This is a genomic window from Acinetobacter sp. UBA991 (assembly GCF_002292065.1).
GTDB lineage: Bacteria > Pseudomonadota > Gammaproteobacteria > Pseudomonadales > Moraxellaceae > Acinetobacter > Acinetobacter higginsii.
In genome coordinates, this window is the sequence record NZ_DBBF01000021.1 from 182,780 (window position 1) to 208,989 (window position 26,210).

The window sequence follows — 26,210 nt, forward strand, 5'->3', positions numbered from 1 at the left end:
GCTTAAACACATATTTTTATTAAAATAAAAAGTGTTGTTAAAGTGTGAAATAACTTTCTTTTTTTGATAAAAATATTAAATTATCAACATTATGTGGATAACTGCGCCTGTGTAATAAACAATGCAAAAACAGGCTGCGATCAAGTTCAACTCTGGAGAGTTATAGATGAGTATTATTAAAGAATTTAAAGAATTTGCCATCAAAGGCAATATGATGGATTTAGCGATTGGTGTCATCATTGGTGGTGCTTTCGGTAAAATCATTGATTCATTAGTGAAAGATATTGTGATGCCAGTGATTTCATGGATCTTGGGTGGTGATGTGGATTACACCAATTGGTTCCTTATCCTCGGCGACAACCCGAACAATGTGACAACCCTGAAAGCAGCACAGGATGCAGGACTGAATGTATTTGCTTATGGTAGCTTCTTAACTATTCTGATTAACTTCTTGTTATTGGCATGGGTTGTATTCTTGTTGGTGAAAGTGATGAACCGTATCCGCAAACAAGAAGAGGCTGCGCCTGAGCCTGAAGCAACACCTGAAGATGTTCAATTGTTACGTGAAATTCGTGATGAGTTGAAAAAACAAGGTTAATTTGTCTTGAATAAAAAAACGGCATTTGAAATGCCGTTTTTTTATTGCCTATTAAAATAGATTGGCACTGGATAATGCGGTGAAAATCATCATTTCACATAGAAAAATTGCTGCTTTCATTTTAAGATGCTGTGCATATGATCGGGGGATTAACCAACATGAACCAATTATTTGTTTACGGCACGCTGTGCCCAAATCGAGAAAATGCCCATATTTTGGGTGGAATAGGCGGTGACTGGCAGCAGGCTTCGGTGCATGGCACCATTCATATTTTGGATTGGGGGCCAGATCAAGGTTTACCTGCAATGGTTTTGAATGAGGCTGATCCGTTGGTTGAAGGTTATTTGTTTAGCACAGAAAAATTAGAACAGAATTGGCAAATGTTGGATGATTTTGAAGGGATACAATATCAACGTGTAAAGGTTCAGGTTCAGTTGTCTGATGGCAGCACAAGATTGGCATGGACTTATGTGATGAAGCCTCAGGATTAAAAGGTTTATTCTTGGAACAGGCTGTTGAGCTTAAATTAGAATTTAAGCTCAACCCCAGCGATTATCTCAAACCATCCATACGGAATTTGACTTCGACCAGATGGAAGCCAAACTGGCTTTTAATCGGACCATGTAAAATACGCTCTGCTGCGCTAAAGACCAGTTTATCGATCACAGGGACCAACTGACCTTTTTTCACTTCACCGAGTTCACCACCACGTTTTGCTGAATTACAGGTTGAATATTGCTTGGCAACCTTGCTGAAATCCGCACCCGACTGAATCCGTTTTTTTAGCTGCTCAGCCAAGTCTTTGTCTTTAACTAGAATATGTCGAACAATCGCAGTTTGCATGATGTGTTCTCCTTCGTACATTTCATAAGCTTACGCTTTTTTTAACTTCAGTGGCTGGCATTGCGGACAGAATACACTGGCACGCTGACCTAATTTCATATTTTCCAATGTGGTTTCACAATTCACGCACATTTCACCTGCACGCCCATAGGCCAAAAGCGTCTGCTGAAAATAACCATTTTCACCCATCGCATTGCTATAGTCACGTAAGGTTGAGCCACCTAAGTCAATCGCCTGTTTTAAGATACGTTTAACTTCAATGACCAATTTTTCCACTTGCGCTTTGCTCAGCGTCGAAGCAGGTTGTGCTGGATGAACCCCGATGTTGAATAAACTTTCAGTCGCATAAATATTGCCGACACCAACCACCACATGGTTATCCATCAAAGCAATTTTAATGCCGACATTCTTTTTACTCAGTTTTTCATGAAGGTAACCCGCATTAAAATCTTCGCTTAATGGTTCAGGACCAAGCGTGTCGATCAATTTACTTTGATTCTGTTGGTCTAACCATAAAATACAGCCAAAGCGACGTGGATCATGGTAGCGGAGTTGCAGATCTTCAAAATCAATCACCAGATGATCATGCTTTCTGAGTGCTTCATTAGGTTCACATAGGCGAAAGCTACCAGACATGCCCAGATGCCAGAGCATATGGTCTTGTTCAAATTCAGCTAAAATATATTTCGAGCGGCGTTTAAGTTGAGTCAAACGTTGTCCAACTAGCTTATTGAGATCGTTCGGAATGGGCCAACGTAAACTTGCATTCAAGACGTTGACTGCTTGAACACGTTGTTGTAACAGCGGCAGCAGGCTGGTTTTGGTGGTTTCAACTTCAGGAAGTTCGGGCATAGAAAGCTCAAGTTGTTTCAACAACAATACAATGAGGGCAAATGTTTCACTTACAATTATGACGGTATTTAATTTTATTTACCAATGCCGATCAGTAACCAGATTATTGATGATTTTGGCTAAAGTTAATGATGTAAGACAAATATAAAATAATCAGATGCTTACTTTTAAAAATCATCCTTTCGAAATTTTGAGAAATAAGGAATCTTCATGCCTTCACTGAAAATTAACCTTTTATACGGTTGCATCGCAATGTGTATGGGGGCGGGTAGTAGCGTTGTCTGGGCAGCTGAATCAGATGCGGATCAAGCGGTACAGCTTCCAACGATCAAAGTTGAAGCAACACGTACAGATACCACTTATATGCAAACGCCTGCATCAATTTTTAGGGTCGATATGCCTAAAAATGATCAATCAGCACAGGTCAATTTAACCGAAGTGGTGAAAGGCCTTCCAAGTGTTCAATTACGCAATCGCGAAAATTACGCGCAAGATTTGCAGCTCTCGATGCGTGGTTTTGGTGCGCGTTCTACCTTTGGTGTGCGCGGAATCCGTTTATATACTGATGGTATTCCTGCAACGATGCCAGATGGTCAAGGGCAAACCTCAAATATTGATTTGGGTAGCTTGAGCCATCTTGAAGTTTTAACGGGGCCATTTTCATCACTATATGGCAACTCATCAGGTGGGGCGATCTTGGCGACGACCAAAGAAGGTCAGGGGAAAGATTCGATTGAGATGAGTTATGCGGGTGGCAGTCATAACAAGAATCGTGCAGGTCTGGTACTACAGGGCGGTGCAAAAAATCAAAATGAACCGAGCTATATCATCAGTTCTTCGTATTTTGATACCGATGGCTATCGAGACCACAGTAGTGCAGAAAAAGTCTTAAATAATGCGAAATTGACGTGGAACTTGGATGATGGTAGTAAAATTAATTGGATCACCAACTATGTCAAGATTCATGCTGATGATCCTCAAGGCCTAAATCGAACCCAATGGCAGCAAAATCCGCGTCAGGTGAATGATGCGAATAATGAATATAACGTTCGTAAAGACATTGAGCAAACGCAAACGGGTATGACTTGGTCTAAACCGATTAATGATCAACATGAGTTGTATGCCATGGCATATTTTGGCAATCGTCAGGTGACTCAATATCAATCGATACCAAGATGTAGTTTTAAAAAAGACACTCGAGAATGTATCCCTAACACTACACAACTAAATAAGAATCACGCTGGTGGTGTGATTGATTTTGAACGCAATTATTATGGTGCTGATTTCCGCTGGACAGGTAAAGAACTATTGCCGAATACAAGCTTCAGTGCAGGGCTTGCGGTTGATAGCATGGATGAAGATCGTAAAGGGTATGAGAACTTTCATCTTGTTAATGGGTCGCCGTCTTATGGGATAAAAGGCACATTGCGTCGCGATGAAGACAATACCTTGTGGAATGTTGATCCCTATTTACAAGCCTCTTGGCAGTTTTTACCGACTTGGCGTTTAGATACTGGTGTGCGTTATAGCAATGTGCATTATAAATCTAAGGATCATTATTTAAGTAATGGCGATGATAGTGATAAAACGGATTATAACAAGGTGTTACCGTCGGCTGCCTTAAGCTGGCAAATTGTACCTGAGTTATTGGCCTATGCCAGTTATGCTAAAGGTTTTGAAACTCCAACCTTTACTGAAATGGCTTATCAAGCTGATCCTAAAAAGTCTGGGTTTAACTTTGATCTAAAACCATCGACTAGTGATAATTATGAACTTGGCTTAAAATCACAAAATCCGCTAGGTGATTTCACTTTGGCTGTTTTCCAAAGTAAAACCAAAGATGATATTGTTTCAGCAGGCACTTCAAATGGACGTGCGACCTTTCGGAATGCTGATAAAACCTTGCGCCAAGGGGTTGAGTTGGCATGGAGTAAAAAGCTCTGGAAAGATCTGGAAATCAGTAGCAGTTATGGTTATTTAGATGCCAAGTTTGATACCACAATTCCGGCTGTAGGTACGGTCAAGGCTGTTGAAAAGGGCAATGCAATTCCGGGGATTGCCAAGAACCAAGCTTTTCTTGGCTTGGCGTGGAAACCAGAGCAAGGCTTCTATGCAGGTGTTGATACTCAGTATATGGACAAGGTCTATGTGGATGATATCAATAGTGATGCAGCACCAAGTTACACCATTGCTTCAGTCTATACTGGATATGCATGGAAATATGCAGATTGGGGTATCAATGGCTTTGCGCGTGTCGACAACCTGTTTGATAAAAACTATGCGGGTTCTGTGATTGTGAATGATAGCAATAGCCGCTTCTTCGAACCTGCAGATGGGCGCAACTGGAGTGCGGGGATTAAAGTCAGCAAACAATTCTAAGTGAAAAGAGCAGCATTTATTATGCTGCTCTTTGTTTTCTACTTTTTAGTTGCTGCTTTTTTTGCTACGATTGCTTCTTCAACCTTGGCTAAAGATTCTTTCGCATTGGGGTAGTTTGCTTCAGCTAAACGAGAAAAAATATTTTTTGCCTGCTCTAAATCTTGATCGATAATGTTGCCATTAGCAAGCATGTTTCCCAAAATCATCAGAGATGGCGCATAACCTTTCTTGGACAGGTCTTTTAAGCTCTCAACAGCTTGTTGTTGCATGAATGGATTTTTATTCTTTACGCCAATGCCAAGGTCATATACTGCTTTTAAATTCTTCGCTGGATAATAGTCCTTTCGGAGTAAAGGGAGTAACCTCTGAATGGCAATTTGGTCATATTCAGGTTTTCCTTGTCTGAATAATAAATCAGCAAACTCAACAGTCGCATCATCTGAGCCTTGAGTCGAGGCTTTATCTAAATACTCTTTATATTTTTGCGGATTTTTAGCAAGACCAAGTGTACCTTTGTGATAGGCCTGAGCTAGGCTGAAGCTGGCTGGTCCATAACCTTTATTAGATGCATCTTGATAATATTGAATGGCTTTCTTTTCATCTTTTGCAGTACCTTGGCCCATTTGAGTCATATAACCAAGATTATAGACAGCTTGTTGATTACCCGTTGTGGCTAAGCGTTGCATTTCCTGAAAGGCAGCAGGGTAATCCTTTGCATCGTAGAGTTGAGTCGCTTTAGTAAATGCAGGATCAGGTTTAATCGTTGACGTTTTAGGGTCAGCTGCAAATGTTGTGTGGCTTGCAATCGTCATTAAACTTGCGATAAGCAATTTTTTCATGTTTATTTTTCCTTTCATGTTGATCTGCTTTCATCCTTTGCATAGCAGAACTCAATATGCTGTTCCCATCATAAAAGTTTGGTTAAAAATGTAAATAAGGATTTTGTATAAATCTTAGCAAATGGAACAAACGAAACTGGAACTTTATTTTTATTTAGTTGTTTAAAATTAATGTTTTATGTTGAAAAATATGAAAGAAGGCTTGAGGTTTTTTGTGGCAAAAAAGTCAACAAGCCTTCATATTTAACCTTTATTTTTGGGGACTGGCTTCTTGTAAAAGTTGCTCAATCTGTTCTGCATTTTGCGGGCTGCCTGAGAGTCGCATCCCATTTTGCAAAAATAAAGTTGGTGTTCCATCGATTTGTAATTTTTGACCTAGGGCGAGATTCTTCTGTATAGGAGTCTCACATTGTGCAGCATTTTTAGGTGCTTTACGGTGCAGCATATAATCTTCCCAAGCTTCATACGGATTTTTCGAACACCAAATTTTATTCGCAATCGTTTCTGCTTGAGGATGTAGTCTTTTAAGCGGGAACAAGAACAGATACACGGTGACATTATCAACCGAAGTCATATGTTGTTCAAGCTTTTGGCAATAAGGGCAATCAGGATCGCTAAAGACATAGAGGATACGTTCCCCATTACCTTTTACATATTTAATTGCTTGATCGAGCGGCAGCTGTTTAACATCAATTTTACCAAATTCAGCCAAGCGCTCTTCGGTTAGGTTTTTCTTGTTTTTAACATCGAGGAGGTTACCAAAAAATAGGTATTTGGCTGTTTCATCAGTATAAATAATTTTACCCGCGGCATAGACTTCATAAATACCGGGTAAAGGAGAGGGGCTGACGGATTTGACTGGAATATCGGGGTAATTCTGTTTGAAGTTTCGTTCCAGTGTTTTGCTATCAGCATGTAGGCTTTGTACGCAGAGAAGACTCAAGCTGAGTACAGATAACCATGTTTTGATCATTATTTTCATGAGAAATCGGTTGTATTGAGAATAGGTGAACAATAACCTTCATTTCGATTCTCGACAAGAACGATTGTTAAACTTTATTTATTTAAAAAAAGGCTGCATCGCCAATTGCAGCAATTCAATGAGGTCGGGATCCATATATTGATAGTCGTCAGGGATGTCGAGCACAAAGACTTTCTTATGCATAAGTTGTTTGGAAAACTGTTGTTTGATTTGTTGTTTATGTCGAGATTCCATCACAAAAATTTGTTCAGCCCAAGCAATATCTTTTAACGAGAGAGTATGTTTGGCGTGACGGCTAGTCCCTGCTGAACGGGTATGTAAGCCATACCCTTGAGCGAAAATACGTTCAGCTGTTGGGCTACGCCATTGATTTCGACTACAAATGAAAAGAGTGTTCAGTATGTTAAATCCAACAGTTGAAATGGGCTTCACGTAAATATTTTGCTTTGGAAATTCGAGGATATTCAATTCTTAATTGCTTGGCACGTGCAAGTTTATCTTCTCGTGTATACAGATATTTCCATTGTTTGGGAGGTTTCCAACAGAGAGAATTATGCCTACAGTCTCGGCCACGAAATAGAAATTTTTGTTTACGCCGCCACGCTCGATTACGTCGTTGTGCTACATCATCCATATTAAAAAACTCATGAGTTGATCGGGTTCAGCAGCCGCGATAACACATGAGTTTTCAATATAAAATCAAAGCCTGATTTTTACAAGTATTTAGCTTGGTCTTGCTACATCACCATTAAGCGTTTCTGGTAAATCTAAAACGATTACGTCGAGTTCTTCTAAAGCAGCGGGTTTGGCAATCACCAGTGCTAAATAGCCTTCTTCATACGCAATACTATTGACTACTTCAACATCTTTATTGAGTTGAGTTGCAGGGGCAGGAAGATCACCTTTGGCTTGGATTAAATGAAGCCAGTGCTTTGGTTTGGCTTTAAACCAAAGACGTGCCACGATTTCCTGACCAAGATAACAGCCTTTATCGAAATGCACACCATCACGTTGATGTAAACGTAATTCTTGAGGTTGGAACAAATGTTCTGTTGTTTGGGTAATCCAAGCCTGTCCAGACTGGATTGCCTGAACTTGCCAAGTATCGATATCTGTCGTTGTTGCAGAAAACTCGGTTTGTGTACCGACAACAGTTGGATAAACTGTTCCAACTTCTTCTAACTTCATTTTAGAAAAAGCACCAAACTTTTTAATATGCTTAGAAAACTCTTCTGCCTGATCTTGAGTGGTCACAAGTTCAAAACTTTCTGGATTTAATCTTTTAATCCATAAACCAAAATGAATACGTCCTTTTAAATCACAAATAGCAGTATAGCGACTTTCATTTTCAGGCAAGCGTTCTACATGAACCGTCACTTGACCTTGTAAAAATTTTTGTGCATCGACACCATTTAAACTAAAAGCAGTAAAACCAAGCTGACTCATAGATCAATCCTAAATCTGCGTTCTGGACACTAAAATATGGATTGTTATTTTGCGCCATTTTTCACAAAAAAGCAGCTTGAGATTCTCGATATTCGTGCTCAAATGAGCGATTGAAGGCATAGCTTTTGTACAATAAATCGCTATGATGAATCGATCCAACAGAATAATAGTGATATTGGAGAATAATAATGACAGGTACAGTTCGATTACATCGCGTATTTAATGCGCCACCTGCACGTGTGTATAACGCATTTCTTGATCCTGATGCATTGGTTAAATGGCTGCCACCGCATGGATTTACCGCGAAAGTTCATCATTTAGATCCACAACAAGGTGGAACTTATAAAATGTCATTTACCAATTTCTCAACGGGGAGCTCGCATTCCTTTGGTGGAACCTATGTTGAACTGGTACCTAATGAGCTTCTGCGTTATACCGATCGCTTTGACGATCCGAATTTACCGGGTGACATTCAAGTTACAATTCAATTGAAGCAAGTACTTGTCGGTACAGAAGTGCAGATTACACAAGAGGGAATCCCAGATGTGATTCCTGTAGAGGCATGTTATCTGGGTTGGCAAGAATCACTTTATTTATTGAGCTTATTGGTGCAAGCAGACATACCAGATCAATAAGGAAAACAGTTTAAATCTTAAATACAGAGTTTTGATGATCATTACATTGGGGGATGCTATGTCAGAACAAGCGATTGTTGAACGTCGTGAACAACTTGCGCGTATCGCCATGCGTGAAGCTTTGGAAAATCAACAAGCCGAAGATAGTGTGGAGTTGTTTATTCAACACCATCTGGAGGAAGTGGAGCCAGCATATTGGAAAAAGCATTTTGCAACGTCAGCGCCATCACCTATACAGGTGTTAGAGTTTTTGGTGCTTACTCATCAGTGGCAAGATGAGGATTTAGACAGTTATGATATGCTGGATTTTACCTTACCAGACGAAATTACCAACTATGTGATTTGTGTGAGCTTTGATTCCAAAGGGCAGGTCATAGATATTTCAATGGAAAGTTGAACGGATAAGGTGCTGGAGAGTCATGTGCAAATCGAGATCAAACGTATTTATGATCCTGTAGGACCAACCGATGGGCAGCGTGTACTGGTTGACCGTTTGTGGCCAAGAGGAATTTCTAAAGAGCGTGCGCATTTGGATATTTGGCTCAAGGAAATTGCACCTTCTACAGAATTGCGGCAGGCCTTTTGTCATAAGGCTGAGCACTGGCTCAGCTTTCAAGAAGGGTATTATCAGGAATTAAGTGATAATCCACATGTGAATGAACTTAGAGAAATGGCAAAGCAACAGCAATTGACGCTGATTTATGCAGCTAAAGATCCTGAGCTGAATCATGCTTTGGTACTTAAAAATTATTTACTTGGCAAAGCGATTCAAGCCTAAATTTTGAAAAACTGCGTCTATCCATCATAATAGTCGTTTTGAGTTTCTTTTATGTCTTTTCCACATTGCCCACAATGCCAATCAGAATATACTTACCAAGATGGCGACTTATTGATTTGTCCTGAATGTTCACATGAATGGAAGGAAGGAGAAGCATCTGCTTCAGAATTACAAGACATTATTAAAGATGCCAACGGTAATGTTTTGAATGATGGTGATAGCGTTACGGTTGTTAAAGATTTAAAAATTAAAGGTTCATCATCTGTCGTTAAGGTTGGAACGAAGGTCAAAAGTATTCGTTTGGTGCCTGATGCAAGCGATGGTCATAACATTGATTGTAAAATTGATGGTGTGGGTGCCATGAAATTAAAATCTGAATTTGTGAAGAAAGTTTAAATTCTTATTAAGGAGCATGAAAATGCTCCTTTTTTCTACCTGATATAAATTACCAAAAGTGAACAAAAAACAATCTTCTTAAACGATGAGAGCTGATCTATATTGGATGAGATAACAATCAATACTAACTCCAAAAATAGAGGTCCTTATGGCAGGATGGTTCGAAGTAAGTCAAGCGAGTGATGGGCAATATCGTTTTGTATTAAAAGCAGGAAATGGTGAGCCAATTTTAAATAGTGAATTATATAAAACCAAAGCAGCTGCGCAGAATGGAATTGCATCTGTACAAAAAAATAGTCCAGATGATGCACGTTATGAGCGATTAACGTCTAAGAATGATAAACCTTATTTTAATTTAAAAGCTGCTAACCATCAGGTGATTGGTACCAGTCAGCTGTATTCAAATGAACAATCGCGTGATAAAGGCATTGAGTCTGTTAAAAAGAATGGACCATCAGAAACCATTAAAGATTTAACTGTTTAAATCAGTAATAAAAAAGCCGTTTCAATGAAACGGCTTTTTTACAGATAGAATTGAGATTAGCGAACAAGTTTTGCTAATAATTCTTCTTTATTAAGGTTAGTCGCTTCAGTATCACGACGGCCTTTATATTCGAAAGTACCTGCATCCAAGCCTTTCTCACCGATCACGATACGGTGTGGAATACCCATCAACTCAAGGTCAGAGAATTTCACGCCCGGACGTTCGTTACGATCATCTAATAATACGTCATAGCCTTGTGCTTGTAATTCAGCATAGAGTGCTTCAGCTGCTTCAAGCGTACGTGGTGATTTATGCGCGTTCATTGGCACAATTGCAACTTCAAAAGGTGCAATTGCTTGTGGCCAAATAATACCTTTATCGTCGAAGTTTTGTTCGATCGCAGCAGCGACAACACGTGTTACACCGATGCCGTAACAACCCATGGTGACGGTAAATGGTTTGCCATCTTCACCTAAGACTTTACAGCCCAAAGCTTCAGAATACTTTGTACCGAGTTGGAAAATATGACCAACTTCAATACCACGTCTAATTTGGATGGTACCTTTACCATCTGGAGAAGGGTCGCCTTCAACCACATTACGTAAGTCAAAAACTTCTGTGAATTTCGCGTCGCGATCCCAGTTTACACCCGTTGCATGCTTGTCGACTTCATTTGCACCCGCCACAAAGTCAGACAATACCGATGCAGCACGATCCACAATCACAGTTAAGCCTTTTTCAAGCAGACCTTGTGGACCGCAGAAACCGGCTGTTAGGCCGTGTTGTTGCAATTGTTCTTCAGTTGCAAAAGCTAAAGGTGCAGCAATCAATGGATGCTTTTCAGCTTTAATATCATTGAGTTCATGGTCGCCACGGAGGAACAATGCAACAACTGGTGTATTGCCTTTGTCGTCAGTTGGACCTTGTACCAGCAATGCTTTAACAGACTGTTTGGCATCAGCATTTAAGAACTGGCAAACATCAGCAATGGTTTTTTGATTTGGTGTATCAACGAGCGTTAATACTTGAGTTGCAGCAGCACGCTCACCGACTAAACGCGCTTCTGCCATTTCAACGTTTGCGGCAAAGTCAGATTCTGTCGAGAAAGCGATGTCATCTTCACCACTTGACGCAAGTACATGGAATTCATGCGATGCAGAACCACCAATTGAACCAGTATCTGCTTGTACTGGACGGAAGTCCAAACCTAGACGGGTAAAGATACGGCTATAGGTGTCGTACATAACATCATAGGTTTCTTGTAATGATGCTTGGTCAGCATGGAAAGAATAAGCATCTTTCATGATGAATTCACGCGAGCGCATCACACCAAAACGTGGACGAATTTCGTCACGAAATTTGGTTTGAATTTGATAAAAATTCAATGGCAGTTGCTTATAGCTTTTCAGCTCGTTACGCGCCAAGTCGGTAATGACTTCTTCGTGAGTCGGGCCTAGCACGAATGGGTTGTCATGACGATCTTTAAAGCGTAATAACTCTGGGCCGTATTGTTCAAAACGACCTGATTCTTCCCAAAGCGCAGCAGGTTGTGTAACCGGCATGAATACTTCTAATGCGCCTGAACGATTCATTTCTTCACGAACAATCGCATCCACTTTCTTTAAAACGCGCGTTCCCATGGGCAACCAAGAGTATAAGCCAGAAGCGAGTTTACGAATCATCCCCGCACGTAACATGAGCTGGTGAGAAATCACTTCAGCATCATTTGGGGTTTCTCTTAACGTTGCAAATAAAAAGCGGCTTGCGCGCATGGAAACTGTCCTAAAGTTAAGTGTTATTTAAAAAGTGCTATAAAATGAGCAAAAATAATGTGCTCAGTTTTGAGCAATGGGCATTATGACATGAAACATTCAATTTCGCGCAGTATATAGCACTGGCATATGTTTAAATATTGAAATTGTTTAAAAATTAATATTGAGGGGGAGGGATTTATACAAGATTTTGAGCTTAAGTCGAGCCGAGTGCATTTAAGCGATTGATAATATCGCTATATTCTACTTCAGTCTTGTGATAGGCATTACGTAGGCTTTCAACGGTTTTTTTGACGTTTTCAATATTTTGAGCATTATTTTCTAGATTGCTTTTAAGCTGGGCAGGTAGCATTTCACCTTTGCGGTGATATTCCATTTCTTGGCGTTTGAAACCAATCTTATCCTTTTGTAATTGCTGTAACTGTTCTTGCTGATAATTCAGCTGTTTTTTGAGATTTGCTAAAATTTGATCGCGTTTTGTTGCTGCGATTTGTGGACTCCCATACGCGCGTTTGAGCCTTAAATCCTGTTCACGACGGCGTGCGAGAGACTCACGTTGGGCTGATTGCTGAACATCGGCAGCGGCATTATAAGCACGATTACGTTTGATCACTTGCATATTACGATCAAGTGCTTCATAACCATGTCGGATGTGTTCTGGTGTGACCGAGGTACTGACATTGGCAACACCATTTTTGTCATAATAACGATACCAAACAGGTTTAACCTGTTCAGTTGCTGCAAAAGTGGAACTGTTGACAAATAGCAATAGAAAAAAACAACAAATGTAACTACGAGTAATCGTTGTAAAGTGACGAATGCGGAAACCGCACTTTAACGAACCAGTCATTACATTCCCCGTAAAAAGTTAATTAAATCACTTATTTTTAAATAATAATCAGTTGTATATTAGTGCTAATTTAGACATTTAAAAATAGTTATTCAGCAAAAAAATTAGGAATTTAATCAAAAGTGTGAACTGTTTGTGATTGTTAAGCGAAACTGATAGGTTGGTTCAAAAAACTTCATTGATAATGCAAGTAAAGATATGTTAAAAATATCAACTAATCTGTATAAAACAAATTAAACCAACCATAGTTTGTATTGAGTATTGGGGCAGGACAATAAATGGACGATAAATTTCAAAATTTAAAGGTGATGGTGATTGACGATTCAAAAACGATTCGCCGTACAGCTGAGACCTTATTACAACGTGAAGGTTGTGAAGTGATCACTGCGGTTGATGGCTTTGAAGCATTGTCAAAAATTGCAGAAGCCAATCCAGATATCGTTTTCGTAGACATCATGATGCCTCGTTTAGACGGTTATCAAACCTGTGCATTAATCAAAAACTCTCTAAATTATCAAAATATTCCAGTAATTATGTTGTCAAGCAAAGACGGGTTGTTTGATCAAGCGAAAGGGCGTGTTGTGGGGTCGGATGAATATTTAACCAAGCCATTCAGTAAAGATGAATTGTTAAATGCGATTCGCAACCACGTTAGCGCATAAAATTTAAGATTGAGGAAAAAATGGCTCGTATACTTATTGTAGATGATTCACCTACTGAAACATTTCGCTTTAGAGAAATTTTGACGAAGCACGGTTATGACGTTATTGAAGCGACCAATGGCGCTGACGGGGTCACTATGGCTCAAGCAGAATTGCCTGACTTGGTATTGATGGATGTGGTGATGCCAGGGATGAATGGCTTTCAAGCAACACGCCAGATTAGTAAGGGCAAAGACACACAGCATATTCCTGTTGTAATCGTGAGTACCAAAGATCAGGCGACAGACCGTGTATGGGGTAAACGTCAAGGGGCTTGTGATTATTTAACTAAGCCGATTGATGAACAGCAGCTTATTGATGTAATTAAACAATTATTAAGTTAATTTTTTGCTCAAGATGAGCCTTCTCAATACGGGATAGGGTATGGCAGCAAATGGATTTATCGAATTGCTTCGTTTATCCAAGCGAGGCAATAAACAATACACTTCATCTCAAAATGAAGTCAGCCGTTGGTCTGGTATCGCATTTGAGATGTTAGGGCAATATTTTGTTGCGCCGTTAGGGGAAATTTCGGAGGTGATTTATCCTCCGAAATATACACCAGTACCAAATACTCAGGCGTGGGTGCGTGGTTTGGCCAATATTCGTGGACGACTACTTTCAGTTTCTGATTTAACACATTTTATTTCAGGACAACGAAGTCAGTTTTCCCCAACGCAAAAAGTGATTTGTATTAGCCATCAAGACCATTATGTGGGGTTGGTCGTCGATCAGGTTTTGGGGATTCAACACTTTAATAAAAAGAGTTTTTTCTCTCAAAATAATGAGCTGGATAATAAATTGAAAGATTATTGCCAAGGTCATTTCCATCAACATAATCAACAATGGCATGTGTTTTTATTGAGTCGGTTGCTCAGCAATCCACAATACATGAACGCATCAATAAAATTTATAAACTAATTTATACGCTACGGAACATAAACGCGTATTCAGGGGAGAAGCTGATATGGGCTTTAAACTTAAAAAAAAGAACGGCAATGGCGATAGTGCAGGGCTGAAAAAAGGTGGTGCGTTTTTAGATAATATTAAAGCGCAACTTGACCAGTTTTCACGCTTATTCGGTGAAACAGAGAAATCGAAACCGATTATCTATCGTGCTTTAATTGCTTTGGCCCTTGCAGTTATCCTCTTAATTTACTTATTCGTGAGTGTTCCGCGCTCGAACCAGTTGACCCGTAGTTTGGGTGAATTGCGTTTGTTATCGCAAACCATTTCGCGTCAAGCAACTGAAGCAACTGCATCTGGTACGCCAGAAGCGATGAAAAAACTAGTTGAATCAGAGAAGCAGTTTGCTGAAAACCTAGACACTGTTGAGAGTGTGTACGGTAAAGGCTCTGATGAGTACAAGAAGGTGAGTGGTCTTTGGGATACTGTTGCCAAGAATATTGACCTGATTGCATCGCAACAAAAAGTTATTAACCAGCTTTACGATACCAACATCTCGATCAGTGAAACCATTCCTGAAATTCAGGCGGAATATAACTTGATGGTCGACCAGATGGTTCGTGAAAACATGCCGAGTAGTCAGGTAATTATCACCAAAAACCAAGTGTTCATTGCAGAACGTATTTTACGTTCGATCAACTCGGTATTGGTTGGTACGGACAACTCAAACGTTTCAGCGAATGACTTTGGTGCCGATATTGATACCTTTGGTGTGTATTTAAATGCACAGTTAAATGGTAGCTCAGAGCTTGGTGTAGACCGCATCAGTTCAGCAGCATTGCGCGAATCTGTAGACAGCATTAAATCTGATTATGATGCCGTATTGAAATCTGCGGCAGCAACGGTATTGCAAAACGCCAACCAGATTGTTCGTGTACGTCAAGCATCTTCACAAATTTTCTCTCAGTCCGATGCACTTTTAACTTCGCTCAATGATTTATCAAATAAAGCCGAAGGCGGTTGGGATAACGTAGTTGCAGGTATTGTACTGATTGGCGCTTTGGGTTTACTTGTATTCTCAGCATTACAATTACTTGCATTACGTAGTAATACCGATAAAGAACGTGTAACGCGTCTACAAGACGAATATGACCGTAACCAAAACGCGATTTTACGTTTACTGGATGAGATCGCCGACTTAGCGGATGGTGATTTACGCTCTTACGCAACAGTATCGGAAGACTTTACGGGGGCGATTGCCGACTCGATTAACTTCGCGATTGATCAGTTACGTGACCTTGTATCTCGAATTACCGATACCTCGCAAGAAGTTGCACGTTATACCCAAGATACCCAGAGCATTACTAACCAGTTAGCCGAAGCTTCTGAACATCAGGCGCAAGAAATTGCAGGTGCATCAGCGGCGATGAACGAAATGGCATTGTCAATTGACCAAGTATCTGCCAACGCATCTGAATCTGCTGACGTAGCACAACGCTCGGTACAAATTGCAACCAATGGTGCGCAAGTGGTAAACCGTTCAATCGAAGGTATGGATCATATTCGTGAACAGATTCAAGAGACTTCAAAACGTATTAAACGTTTGGGTGAATCTTCTCAAGAGATTGGTAACATTGTCTCGTTGATTAACGATATTGCCGACCAAACCAACATCTTGGCATTAAACGCAGCGATCCAAGCATCGATGGCGGGTGAAGCAGGTCGTGGTTTCGCGGTCGTAGCAGATGAAGTACAGCGTCTTGCAGAACGTTCTGCATCAGCAACCAAGCAGATTGAAAGCTTAGTAAAAACCATTCAAACAGATACCAACGAAGCCGTAATTTCGATGGAACAAACCACGTCGGAAGTTGTACGTGGTGCGAACTTGGCAAAAGATGCGGGGATTGCACTGGATGAGATTCAGACTGTATCGGGCGACTTGGCAAAACTGATTGAAAGCATTTCGGATGCAGCAAAACTTCAGTCTGCATCTGCCAGTCATATTGCAACTACGATGAATGTCGTACAGGAAATTACTTCACAAACAACAACTGCAACGTTTGATACAGCGCGCTCAGTTTCTGAGTTGGCAAACATGGCTGAATCATTACGTGAATCGGTAACTGACTTTAAGTTACCTGAGTAAACCGAATTGGAAAGGCAGAAGGGGGTGTCTGTCTTTCCATTTTTAGAGATGTTGGATATCTCAACAAGGTGATGGCGAAATGTAACTACATCTTGTGTGATAGATAGACGTAATTTTTACCCACGTTGGTGGATAAAAACGAAAGAAGCAGCTATGAAACAAATATTAAAAACGTTAGTTGAAACGATGACGCTTCCTGAAGACAGTTATCTTGAACAAGATGCAGAGATTCTTGAAATTTTTATTGAAGAATTAGATGAGATCTTTGTTGAGTTAGAACCATTATTAGTTCAATGGACGGAACAACCACATCAGCAAGATGTGCTCACCGATATTCGTCGCCATTTCCATACGCTTAAAGGGTCTGGAAGAATGGTGGGGGCGAAGTCGTCTGGAGAGTTGGCGTGGACGGTTGAAGATACTTTAAATCGTGTGATTGCGGGTACGATTAGCTTAAATACCGATATCCAACGCTATATACAAGCAGTTTTCAATCTCTACCGTTTTAAACTGATTCATGATTTTAAAGCAGTTCAAAGTCATCTGATCGACTTCAGACCACTGGTTTTATTGGGACAACAATTACAACAACAGCAAAGTCCTGAGCCAGCATTGGCCGAGTTATTTAAGCTTGCTACTGATCTGACGCATGATGATGTCGTGACAGGTCTTGAATGGGCAGATGTCGAAGCAGTTGAAGAAACTGTTCCTGAAACTATCGCAGTCGAATCTCTTTCGGCTGAGACAACAGTTCATACCGATGATGAGGTTCTTGCGAAGGAAACTTTGGCCATCTTCTTGGAAGAAGCAGAAGAGCATCTCGCCACGATTGATCAATTCTTGGTGAATGATCGTCCAAGTAATGATCACTATAATACGCTGATTCGAGCATTACATACCTTACGTGGTAGCTCTGCCATGGCGCAGGTTGATCATGTGTTTGAGGCTAGCTCAAAAGTTGAGAACCTGTTTAAAACATTATTACAAGAAGAGTTGGATTCAAGCTCAGATGAAACGGCTCTGTTGACACATTATGCTCAATTTGTACGTGATTATTTACACACTTTGAAACAGCAAGCTCCACAGCAGAAATTTGATGAAATCTACCAGACCTTCAATGTTGCTTGGGATAGCTACGATTTCCAACTTGAAGAAAAGAATGGGAACACCGTTCGACCACAAGGTTTAGTCTCTGAGTTACTTGAACTCAATATTAATGATCTCTTAGACGTTGAGTTTGATTTTGAAAAACGTGCACGTCATGAGTTCCCGAAATATATTCAGTTACTCAGCCAGCAAGCTGAAACCTTGTTACAGCATACGCATCACCATGCAACCATTGGCATGTATCAATACACCAGTCAGTTGCGTTCTAGCTATCAAGATATTCTCTTTAAACCAAGTCTGCTTAATCTTGATTATGCATTTGAGCTTTATCATCAAGTCCATCAACAGTTTATCCAACTGTTTGATACTTTGGCTGCAGGACAGCGTGTTACCTTAAGCAAAGCGCATGAGCTTGTTTTAAATGAATTAAGTTCCTTCACTCAACAAAATGTTGAGTCTCTAGAAACACCTGTTGTTGAGGTGACTGAGGCAGTTGAAGAGATAAATACAGTTGAACTCCAACAGGCAACTACGCCTGTTATTGCCAGCACTGATTTAGCCGCTCAATTTGCTTTAGATAAGCAGCAGTTACAGTCAGATGAAGCGAATCGAGATTTTGACCCTGACGTATTGGATATCTTCCTTGAAGAAGCCGACGAATTACTGGGTGGGATTGATACTGACCTGAATACATGGGCTGCGGATCATCAAAACGTCAATGCCCTAAAGAATCTGATGCGCTATTTGCACACCTTAAAAGGTGGTTCAAATATGATTCAAGCGCGTCATATTGGTTTGATTGCGCATGAGTTGGAAACCATCTACGAGAAGTTGATCAACCAACAGATTCAAGCAACGCCACAGTTGATTACTGCGATTCGTTCAGTGCAAGATGATATTGCTGATCGTATTCAAACCATTCGTGATCAGCAGGTAGATTATCCATCGACACACACTTTGATTGTGTTAGCCGATTTGTCCAAAACAGCTGCTGTGGCAGATCCCGTTGAAACTGAATCGGTACCAGCAACACTACAAGATCCATTAGCTGTAATTGAAGATGTTACTGAGTCATCAGATGCAATTATAACGGTTGCGCCAGTCCAAACTGAGTCTATGTCAGCAACGATTGATGTCACCACATTCGCTGCTCAGTTGGCTCTGGATAAGCAACAGTTACAATCAACTGATGCAAACCGTGACTTTGATCCTGACTTGTTGGATATCTTCCTTGAAGAAGCAGATGAGTTGATGGGGGGGATTGATGCTGATCTAATTACATGGACTGCCGATCACCAAAATATTAATGCTTTAAAGAACTTGATGCGTTATTTGCACACCTTAAAAGGTGGTTCAAATATGATTCAAGCACGTCATATTGGTTTGATTGCGCATGAGTTGGAAACGATTTATGAAAAACTGATCAACCAACAGATTCAGGCAACACCACAACTGATTGCGATCATTCGTTTAGTCCAAGATGACATTGCAGATCGTATTCAAACCATTCGCGATCAGCAAACAGATTATCCATCGACCCATGTGGTGCAGTTACTGCAACAGGCAGATCAAACAGTTGCTCCTGCAACGCTTGATCCAGTTGTCGAGGCTATACCTGTAACCGAAGTAAATGAAACTGAGCATGTTGATGCTCCGGCAGATGTACTTGAATTTGTCGAAGCTGAAATTGACGTGCAGCCGATAGTACTTGAAGAGCAAGTTGGTATTGTTGAAGTCGAAGAAGAAGTATTTGAAGATACTTCAGCAGCTCAAACTGTTGAGACAGAGACCGTGTCGGCTGATGACGATGTTCGCTCTTTGGTTGAACAAACGTTCCTTGAAGAAGCAGAAGAATTAATAGAGCAGGCACAAGGCTTATTAAAACAATGGTTTGATCAACGCAGTAACCGTAGTTTACTGTTGCAGTTACAGCGTAATGCCCACAGTCTTAAAGGTGGTGCACGTATGGCAGAAATGGATGCGATTGCCATTATTGCCTACCACTTAGAAAATGCATTTGAGCAATTTGGTGTGCATCATTTCAACTCGAATGTGTATGACAATCTACTCAACACTGCATTTGCATGGCTTGAGGATGCGATCTCTAAACGCCAATATGCAAACTTTGATGGCTTAAAACAAAGCTTGGAGAAGATGGAATTTGTCGATGTTTCGGCACAACTTCCACAGAAACTCTCTGCCAAAGACATCTTTACGCCTGAATATACGATGGAGTTTGTTCAAGGGGATGGCACTGAGCCGCCGTCAATGCTAGGTGAATGGGAAACCGCTGAACGCATTGAACAGAATAATGAAATGATCCGTGTTTCTGCTGACGTCATCGAGAAGATGATTGATTTGTCAGGGGAGAATGCGATCAACCGTTCACGTATCGAGATGGACTTAGGTCAATTGGGCGGTACCTTGACGGAAATGGAACTGGCAATCAAACGTTTGGCGGATCAGTTACGCCGAATGGAAGGTGAGTTAGAAAGTCAGATTATTGCACGACATGGTGGTGAAAACTCGCGTTATGCCGACTTTGACCCACTGGAAATGGACCAATACTCTTCGCTGAACCAATTGTCTAAATCATTGGCAGAATCTGCATCGGATTTGGTTGATTTCAAAACTACGCTGTCTGAAAAGATTCGTGATACCGAAGGTTTGCTGTTACAACAGTCACGTATTCAAGCAGAAATCCAAGAAAGCTTGATGCGTACTCGCTTGGTACCATTCTCTCGTTTATTGCCGCGTTTGCAACGTATTGTGCGTCAAACAGCATCGACTTTAAACCGCCCAACAGAACTGGTGGTGAATAATACCGAAGGTGAATTAGACCGCAGTATTCTTGAGCGTTTGGTTGCGCCGTTTGAACATATGTTACGTAACGCGATTGACCACGGGATTGAAGACCGCGAACAACGTCTACAGGCACAAAAGCCAGAGACTGGACATATTGTGTTGAACATTGGTCGTCAAGGCACAGATGTAGTGGTGACCTTTAGTGACGATGGTAAAGGGATTGATGTTAACCGCATTAAAGAAAAAGCATTACAGACTGGTTTAATGACCAAAGACCAAAAGCTTGATCAGGAAGAAATTCTACAATTTATCTTCCATCCAGGCTTTAGTACCGCAGCTCAAGTCACTCAAATTTCTGGACGTGGTGTAGGGCTCGACGTTGTACAAAGTGATATTAAAGCCTTAGGTGGTCACGTCAGTGTCGATTCAAGCTTAGGTCAGGGCACCACCTTTACCATTCGCGTACCGACGACGGTGGCGGTGAGCGATGCCTTGATGGTAAAAGCAGGCGATCAACAGTTCGCGTTCCCATTGGCACAGATCGATCGTATTGTACGTATCTCACCAATGGCCTTAGAACAGTACTTTGAAAGTCAGGATGATTACTTCAGCATTGATCAAGAGCGTTATCGTTTACGTTACTTGTCTGAGTTTGTTGCTGGGCAGCCAATTCCACGATTGAGTGGTGTGGTCCATTCCTTACCAGTGCTGTTAATTAAAGGTGCGCAAGGTCAAACCACGGCATTACTGGTTGATCAGTTGATTGGCTCGCGTGGACAGATTGTGGTCAAACCAGTGGGACAACAGTTCTCCAGTATTGGTGTGATTGCAGGTGCAACGATTCTCGGTGATGGTCAAGTCTGTTTGATCTTGGACGGTCAAAACATTGCGCGACAAGCACAGTCAACTGCACGTAGTAAACAGGCGGATGAGACCTATACCAAGCAGCGTTATGACGAACGTCGCTTGATTATGATTGTCGATGACTCGGTGACGGTACGTAAGGTGACTTCACGTCTATTAGAGCGTCAAGGCTATGATGTTGTAACCGCGAAAGATGGTGTCGATGCAATTGAACAGCTTGAGACGGTTAAGCCAGATCTGATGTTATTGGATATCGAGATGCCACGTATGGATGGTTTCGAGGTTTCGAATCTGGTACGACATCATGAAATTCACCGTGACTTGCCAATTATCATGATTACATCACGTACCGGTGAGAAGCATCGTGAACGTGCATTATCGCTCGGTGTAAACCAGTATATGGGTAAACCATTCCAAGAAGAGGCGCTCTTGGAAAATATTGAAAGCTTACTTGCAGTGCGCTAAGAGGTGAAAAATAATGGCTAAGAAAAGCGCAAACTCAGCACTGGGACAGATTGACCAGCAAGAGTTACAACATTTAATTACGGTCTCAACCGGATTTATTGATGCATATATTATTCAATGTCATCAAAAAGTACCGATGCTATTACCACAAAATATTGTGTTATCAGCAATGGATACCCAAACCAATGTTGATCATATCGAATGGCATGATTTAAAACTTCCAGTCTATGCTGTGAATGATCCGAAGCAGAAACAAGGCGTTGCATTGGTGATTGAAGGGGATGACGTTTCTGAACGATTTGCTTTGGTCTGCGATGAAATGCCTGAATCGATTCGTGTGCGTATTTCAGAGATTGTAGATGAAGAGCGCGAAACCGATGACGACAAAGTCTTTAAATATGTAAAAATGGGAGAGCATGAATTCTATGTTCCCCATTTGCAAAATATACAAACCCAGCTCGGGTTGTAATAAAAAAAGGAACTCATTTGAGTTCCTTTTTTTATTGATCTCTTTTATTTTTAAGCAAGTAACTCGATTAAAATCTGTTCATAGATTTCAGCCAATGGTTCAAGCTCAGCCACATTGACATGTTCATTAATCTGATGGATGGTGGCATTCAACACACCGAGTTCAAGTACTTGTGCACCTGTAGGGGCAATAAAGCGACCATCTGAAGTTCCGCCACTGGTTGAAAGTACCGTATCAATGCCTGTAACATTTTTAATCGCTGTTTTTGCAGCATTCACCAACTCACCAACAGGTGTAAGGAAAGGCAAACCCGATAAAGTCCACTGAATATCATAATTCAATTGATGTTTATCTAAGGTCTCAAGTACACGTTGTTTTAAGATATCCGCAGTCACTTCGGTTGAATAACGGAAGTTAAAGGTCACTTTTAATGTCCCTGGAATGACGTTGGTTGCGCCAGTGCCTGCTTGGATATTTGAAATCTGGAATGAGGTTGCAGGAAAGTATTCATTGCCGTTGTCCCAAACTGTTTCGCACAATTCATTGATGGCTTTAGACGCAGAATGAATTGGGTTCTCAGCGAGATGTGGATAGGCAACATGACCTTGCTTGCCATGAACAGTCAGTACAGCATTTAGAGAGCCACGACGGCCATTCTTGACGATATCGCCCAGTTGATTTGTGCTTGATGGTTCGCCAACTAAGCACCACGTCATTTTTTCATTACGGGCTTCTAATGTTTCAACGACTTTAACTGTACCGTTAATTGATGGACCTTCTTCATCTGAAGTAATCAGGAAGGCAATAGAACCTTTATGATTTGGATGTTTTGCAACAAAACGCTCAGAAGCAACCACCATCGCCGCCAATGCCGTTTTCATATCAGCAGAACCACGCCCATATAACTTACCATCACGAATACTTGGTAAAAATGGATCTGAATTCCATGCGTCTAAATGGCCAGTTGGTACAACATCGGTATGTCCTGCAAAGCAGAATACTGGATTTTCAGTACCGCGGCGTGCCCATAAATTATCAACATCTTCAAAACGCATGTTTTCGATATTAAAGCCAATCTTCGATAAGCGTTCAGCCATGATGTTTTGGCAATCATGGTCAACAGGTGTGACAGAAGGTTGGCGAAGGAGTTGTAAACTAAGTTCAAGCGTATCGGAATGGTTCATGCGAGATGTAGCTAAATCTGGTGAAATGTGAACCGATATAATAGGGGAATATGCAGCAGAAAGGTATGGGAAAATAAACCTTATCTAGGTTTAGATAAGGTTTTGGTAAGTTGCTTTCAGGGATTACATTTTATCTTGTGTTTTCTCCGCAGTTTGTGTGACTTTATCACCTGCCTTAGACACATCTTTACCAATACCTTTAAATGTATTACAGCCAGTTAAAACAAAAGCAGTCATGATTGAAGCAACTAAAATTTTTTTCATCATCGTCTCCATTTCAATTTAATTATGATGTACTTAAGAGGCTAAAAAAGTTAACAGAAAATGACCATGTGGGTTTGATGGTAGATATGTTATAAAATGTTAATTTGTAGAATAATAATTCACTTTATTTGATAAATAAAAGTGAAGATTGGCGAAACATATAATAAGAAGGCGTTGGCTGATCCTGATAATACAAACCATTGCTCCACCAGACTGCAGTTTGTGATGAAGGCTCTAAATCAGGGCAGAGCCATTCATGTCGTTGTAGGCGGTAATAAGGCGTTTGTGGGATCTGGGTTCCCCAATGCCCTAAACGTCGTGATGCATTGATCCAAGACGGTAGATTTAAGTTATTTTGCTCTTGGGGTAGATAGAGTTGGCCTTTCATCACTGCAAACTTTCGTTGAATTTGATACTGATTGGCTTCTGAAAACTGAAATTGACGTTCAGTAAAATGTTTTAACTTTCGCTGCAAGGTATCTTCTCGGTTTAGGCCATACCATTGCGCTAAATCTAATTCATTTTCACCCAGGTAATATTTTAGTGCTACTTCCCAATGTTCAATTTCATTTGTTTGTGTATTGAGTACAACAAAATCGAGTTCACCTAAGGTGACTGCACCTGCAATTTTTTGAATACTATGTTCCAACAGTTGGTAGGGATGATAGTCATCATCCAATAACCAGAACCAGAGTAAATTCTCAAAACGCAAACCGAGACGGGTACTTTTGAGTTGTGCTAGAAAATCAATCAGTGGCTGAGGCTGTTGATCCAGTTGCTTTAATCGCTGTTCATAGTTTTGATAATGAGTGTGCCAAATCGAATCGTGATGAAGCTCAAAATGATGTTTTACATGAAGCTCATTGGGAGTCTGAGCCAATATACTCGGGCTGGCGATACAAAATGCTAAATGACGTACGATTGGGTTATTAAACTGTAACCACGGTTCAAAATAACTGGAAGTGGTAATCAGGTTAGGCATGAATTAACTCAATCATTGAAATAATAAGTGAAGTTTAAGAAAGAACGATAAAAACACTTTATACTAGCACGGTTGTAAATCGGTGTTGGTTAATTGCTCAATGAAAACATTATTCTGGCGTAGTTTAGTCGTGATTTTTATTACGTTAGGAATTATAGGGGCGATTCTACCGGGGATGCCAACCACTGTCTTTCTGATTTTAGCAGCGTGGGCTGCTTCAAAAGGCTGGCCTGAAATGGATGCATGGTTATTGAATCATCCGAAGTATGGACCAACCTTACGCAACTGGCGTGAGCATGGCACAGTTCCACGCAAGGCGAAATGGATCGCCAGTATCATGATGCTGATCAGTGGTATTTTGATGCTCTTTACCAATGCGCCATTTTGGGTAAAAGTCTTTACCGATGTCACTATGTTTATCGTTGCAGTGTGGCTGTGGTTACGCCCCGAGCCTGAGCGAGGATAAGCAAAGCAACTCTTTGCCCGAAGCGCAAGACCTTGCGCCAAATATGGCTCATATGCTGTGAGTGGCGAGGATAAATAAACTTAAAGCACTGCTTTTAGCTTATCTCAAAGATAAATCATGCTGTTTTGTTTTTTATATTTAAAACCAACAGATAATTAAAACTACTGAAAAGTACAAGAAAAAGCCGATAGTCTATGTTGAAATAAAGATGTTCTATCAGTTATCGAGATAAAAATGAGCTACACCTTAGATCAGGCAGACATTGTCATTGACTTGGCACAACAGACCTTAAGTTTGCCAAAACATAATAAATTCTATGTGATCTCTTCTGGTAAGAACGGTATTGGTGAGCAAGAAAATAGTGGCAAGACGCCAAGAGGTTGGCATCAGGTTGCTCAAAAGATTGGTGGTGATGCACCTAAAAATGCCGTATTTATTGCTCGCCAGCCCACGGGCGAAGTGTATGACCAACAATTAGCACAACAATTTCCACAACGAGATTGGATATTGTCACGAATCTTATGGTTGGATGGCTTAGAGGAAGGCTTTAACCATGGGGAAGGGCACGATACCTTTAAGCGTTATATCTATATTCATGGTACTCCTGATACAGAACCGATGGGTATTCCAATGTCACATGGTTGCATTCGTATGAAGAATGATGAAATTCTTGAACTGTTTGAACTCGTTTCTGAGCAAGCAGTGGTTTATATTTCTGAACAAGCCTTAGAAAATAATGCGTGAAAATGCAAATAAGTGCTTAAATAAAATACGAAAATATCATTTTTTTGATGGAATGACTTATTTTTTAATCATTCGTACGGTTTTTTCGGAAAAGAGTGGCAAAAGCGTTTGACAGGCTGTAAAGATTCTCTATAATGCACCTCACAAACGATGAAGACGTTAAGGGCGCTTAGCTCAGTTGGTAGAGCGTCTGCCTTACAAGCAGAATGTCGGCGGTTCGATCCCGTCAGCGCCCACCAAGCCTTTACGTTAA

General features: G+C 40.7%; 28 protein-coding genes and 1 tRNA gene. 17 read left to right on the forward strand and 12 right to left on the reverse strand.

Annotated features, from left to right (window positions below; all coding sequences use genetic code 11):
- Positions 1–166 precede the first annotated feature (166 nt).
- Positions 167–598, forward strand: a complete 432-nt coding sequence (gene mscL / locus B2727_RS08615) for a large conductance mechanosensitive channel protein MscL (protein WP_004652374.1) — start codon at positions 167–169, stop codon at positions 596–598.
- Between the two features lie 158 nt (positions 599–756).
- A complete protein-coding gene (locus B2727_RS08620) occupies positions 757–1,089 on the forward strand; it encodes a gamma-glutamylcyclotransferase family protein (protein ID WP_005206086.1) in 333 nt (110 codons plus the stop codon).
- Positions 1,090–1,150: 61 nt separating this feature from the next.
- On the opposite strand, the gene B2727_RS08625 is transcribed toward B2727_RS08620, so the two are convergent.
- Both B2727_RS08625 and mutM read right to left on the reverse strand, forming a co-directional pair.
- A complete protein-coding gene (locus tag B2727_RS08625; protein WP_004802898.1) occupies positions 1,151–1,441 on the reverse strand; it encodes a peptidylprolyl isomerase in 291 nt (96 codons plus the stop codon).
- A 30-nt stretch (positions 1,442–1,471) separates the two neighbouring features.
- Entirely contained in the window at positions 1,472–2,293 is an 822-nt protein-coding gene (gene mutM / locus B2727_RS08630; RefSeq protein WP_033134599.1) for a bifunctional DNA-formamidopyrimidine glycosylase/DNA-(apurinic or apyrimidinic site) lyase, read from the reverse strand.
- 210 nt (positions 2,294–2,503) lie between these two features.
- Between mutM and B2727_RS08635 the strand changes: the two genes are divergently transcribed.
- Entirely contained in the window at positions 2,504–4,672 is a 2,169-nt protein-coding gene (locus B2727_RS08635; protein ID WP_033134598.1) for a TonB-dependent receptor, read from the forward strand.
- A gap of 38 nt (positions 4,673–4,710) precedes the next feature.
- Here the strand turns inward: B2727_RS08635 and B2727_RS08640 are convergent, their stop codons facing one another.
- The 5 genes from B2727_RS08640 to B2727_RS08660 form a co-directional block, all read right to left on the reverse strand.
- The gene (locus tag B2727_RS08640; RefSeq protein WP_033134597.1) at positions 4,711–5,511 is read right to left on the reverse strand and encodes a tetratricopeptide repeat protein; all 801 of its coding nucleotides are present in this window, start codon (positions 5,509–5,511) and stop codon (positions 4,711–4,713) included.
- Between the two features lie 250 nt (positions 5,512–5,761).
- The gene (locus B2727_RS08645; protein ID WP_033134596.1) at positions 5,762–6,484 is read right to left on the reverse strand and encodes a DsbC family protein; all 723 of its coding nucleotides are present in this window, start codon (positions 6,482–6,484) and stop codon (positions 5,762–5,764) included.
- A gap of 87 nt (positions 6,485–6,571) precedes the next feature.
- Positions 6,572–6,892: a low molecular weight protein tyrosine phosphatase family protein gene (locus B2727_RS08650; protein WP_033134603.1), complete on the reverse strand. Its 321-nt coding sequence runs from the start codon at positions 6,890–6,892 to the stop codon at positions 6,572–6,574.
- Positions 6,893–6,896: 4 nt separating this feature from the next.
- Positions 6,897–7,127, reverse strand: a complete 231-nt coding sequence (locus tag B2727_RS08655) for a hypothetical protein (protein WP_081406973.1) — start codon at positions 7,125–7,127, stop codon at positions 6,897–6,899.
- Positions 7,128–7,216: 89 nt separating this feature from the next.
- Positions 7,217–7,939 (reverse strand): YgfZ/GcvT domain-containing protein, encoded by a 723-nt coding sequence (locus tag B2727_RS08660; RefSeq protein ID WP_033134595.1) that lies wholly within the window; start codon positions 7,937–7,939, stop codon positions 7,217–7,219.
- Positions 7,940–8,121: 182 nt separating this feature from the next.
- Here B2727_RS08660 and B2727_RS08665 point away from each other — a divergent pair, with 182 nt between their 5' ends.
- From B2727_RS08665 to B2727_RS08685, 5 genes are all read left to right on the forward strand, one after another.
- Complete coding sequence (locus tag B2727_RS08665; RefSeq protein ID WP_171067587.1) at positions 8,122–8,574, forward strand: SRPBCC family protein; 453 nt, start codon at positions 8,122–8,124, stop codon at positions 8,572–8,574.
- Between the two features lie 34 nt (positions 8,575–8,608).
- Positions 8,609–8,971, forward strand: coding sequence for a DUF2004 domain-containing protein (locus B2727_RS08670; protein WP_033134594.1), 363 nt, complete (start codon positions 8,609–8,611; stop codon positions 8,969–8,971).
- Positions 8,972–8,995: 24 nt separating this feature from the next.
- Complete coding sequence (locus B2727_RS08675) at positions 8,996–9,352, forward strand: DUF488 domain-containing protein (RefSeq protein WP_033134593.1); 357 nt, start codon at positions 8,996–8,998, stop codon at positions 9,350–9,352.
- A gap of 51 nt (positions 9,353–9,403) precedes the next feature.
- Positions 9,404–9,748 (forward strand): zinc ribbon domain-containing protein YjdM, encoded by a 345-nt coding sequence (locus B2727_RS08680; RefSeq protein WP_033134592.1) that lies wholly within the window; start codon positions 9,404–9,406, stop codon positions 9,746–9,748.
- 148 nt (positions 9,749–9,896) lie between these two features.
- Positions 9,897–10,232: a YegP family protein gene (locus B2727_RS08685; RefSeq protein WP_033134591.1), complete on the forward strand. Its 336-nt coding sequence runs from the start codon at positions 9,897–9,899 to the stop codon at positions 10,230–10,232.
- A gap of 56 nt (positions 10,233–10,288) precedes the next feature.
- Here B2727_RS08685 and B2727_RS08690 read toward each other — a convergent pair whose 3' ends face one another.
- Both B2727_RS08690 and B2727_RS08695 read right to left on the reverse strand, forming a co-directional pair.
- Positions 10,289–12,004, reverse strand: a complete 1,716-nt coding sequence (locus tag B2727_RS08690) for a proline--tRNA ligase (protein ID WP_033134590.1) — start codon at positions 12,002–12,004, stop codon at positions 10,289–10,291.
- Positions 12,005–12,200: 196 nt separating this feature from the next.
- On the reverse strand, positions 12,201–12,854 hold the full coding sequence (locus B2727_RS08695) for a hypothetical protein (protein WP_005206068.1): 654 nt from the start codon (positions 12,852–12,854) through the stop codon (positions 12,201–12,203).
- Positions 12,855–13,132: 278 nt separating this feature from the next.
- Between B2727_RS08695 and pilG the strand changes: the two genes are divergently transcribed.
- The 6 genes from pilG to B2727_RS08725 all read left to right on the forward strand — a co-directional run bounded on the left by pilG (position 13,133) and on the right by B2727_RS08725 (position 22,317).
- On the forward strand, positions 13,133–13,516 hold the full coding sequence (gene pilG / locus B2727_RS08700; protein WP_004802929.1) for a twitching motility response regulator PilG: 384 nt from the start codon (positions 13,133–13,135) through the stop codon (positions 13,514–13,516).
- A gap of 20 nt (positions 13,517–13,536) precedes the next feature.
- Positions 13,537–13,899 carry a response regulator gene (locus B2727_RS08705; protein ID WP_004652355.1) on the forward strand — a complete coding sequence of 121 codons (363 nt, stop codon included), beginning with the start codon at positions 13,537–13,539 and terminating at the stop codon, positions 13,897–13,899.
- Between the two features lie 40 nt (positions 13,900–13,939).
- Positions 13,940–14,476 carry a chemotaxis protein CheW gene (locus tag B2727_RS08710; protein WP_004802931.1) on the forward strand — a complete coding sequence of 179 codons (537 nt, stop codon included), beginning with the start codon at positions 13,940–13,942 and terminating at the stop codon, positions 14,474–14,476.
- Between the two features lie 46 nt (positions 14,477–14,522).
- Entirely contained in the window at positions 14,523–16,607 is a 2,085-nt protein-coding gene (locus tag B2727_RS08715; RefSeq protein ID WP_005322576.1) for a methyl-accepting chemotaxis protein, read from the forward strand.
- A gap of 153 nt (positions 16,608–16,760) precedes the next feature.
- Positions 16,761–21,848, forward strand: a complete 5,088-nt coding sequence (locus B2727_RS08720; protein WP_033134589.1) for an Hpt domain-containing protein — start codon at positions 16,761–16,763, stop codon at positions 21,846–21,848.
- Positions 21,849–21,861: 13 nt separating this feature from the next.
- A complete protein-coding gene (locus B2727_RS08725) occupies positions 21,862–22,317 on the forward strand; it encodes a hypothetical protein (protein ID WP_005206060.1) in 456 nt (151 codons plus the stop codon).
- Between the two features lie 50 nt (positions 22,318–22,367).
- Here the strand turns inward: B2727_RS08725 and dapE are convergent, their stop codons facing one another.
- From dapE to B2727_RS08740, 3 genes are all read right to left on the reverse strand, one after another.
- A complete protein-coding gene (gene dapE / locus B2727_RS08730; protein ID WP_033134588.1) occupies positions 22,368–23,501 on the reverse strand; it encodes a succinyl-diaminopimelate desuccinylase in 1,134 nt (377 codons plus the stop codon).
- Between the two features lie 123 nt (positions 23,502–23,624).
- Positions 23,625–23,768, reverse strand: a complete 144-nt coding sequence (locus B2727_RS08735; protein WP_016541456.1) for an entericidin A/B family lipoprotein — start codon at positions 23,766–23,768, stop codon at positions 23,625–23,627.
- Positions 23,769–23,889: 121 nt separating this feature from the next.
- Entirely contained in the window at positions 23,890–24,747 is an 858-nt protein-coding gene (locus B2727_RS08740) for a DUF1853 family protein (protein WP_033134587.1), read from the reverse strand.
- A 100-nt stretch (positions 24,748–24,847) separates the two neighbouring features.
- On the opposite strand from B2727_RS08740, the gene B2727_RS08745 reads away from it, so the two are divergent.
- The 3 genes from B2727_RS08745 to B2727_RS08755 all read left to right on the forward strand — a co-directional run bounded on the left by B2727_RS08745 (position 24,848) and on the right by B2727_RS08755 (position 26,196).
- A complete protein-coding gene (locus B2727_RS08745; protein ID WP_005150086.1) occupies positions 24,848–25,213 on the forward strand; it encodes a YbaN family protein in 366 nt (121 codons plus the stop codon).
- 234 nt (positions 25,214–25,447) lie between these two features.
- Complete coding sequence (gene elsL, locus B2727_RS08750; RefSeq protein WP_033134586.1) at positions 25,448–25,957, forward strand: cell wall-recycling L,D-carboxypeptidase ElsL; 510 nt, start codon at positions 25,448–25,450, stop codon at positions 25,955–25,957.
- 163 nt (positions 25,958–26,120) lie between these two features.
- A tRNA-Val gene (locus B2727_RS08755) sits at positions 26,121–26,196 on the forward strand.
- Positions 26,197–26,210: the final 14 nt, after the last annotated feature.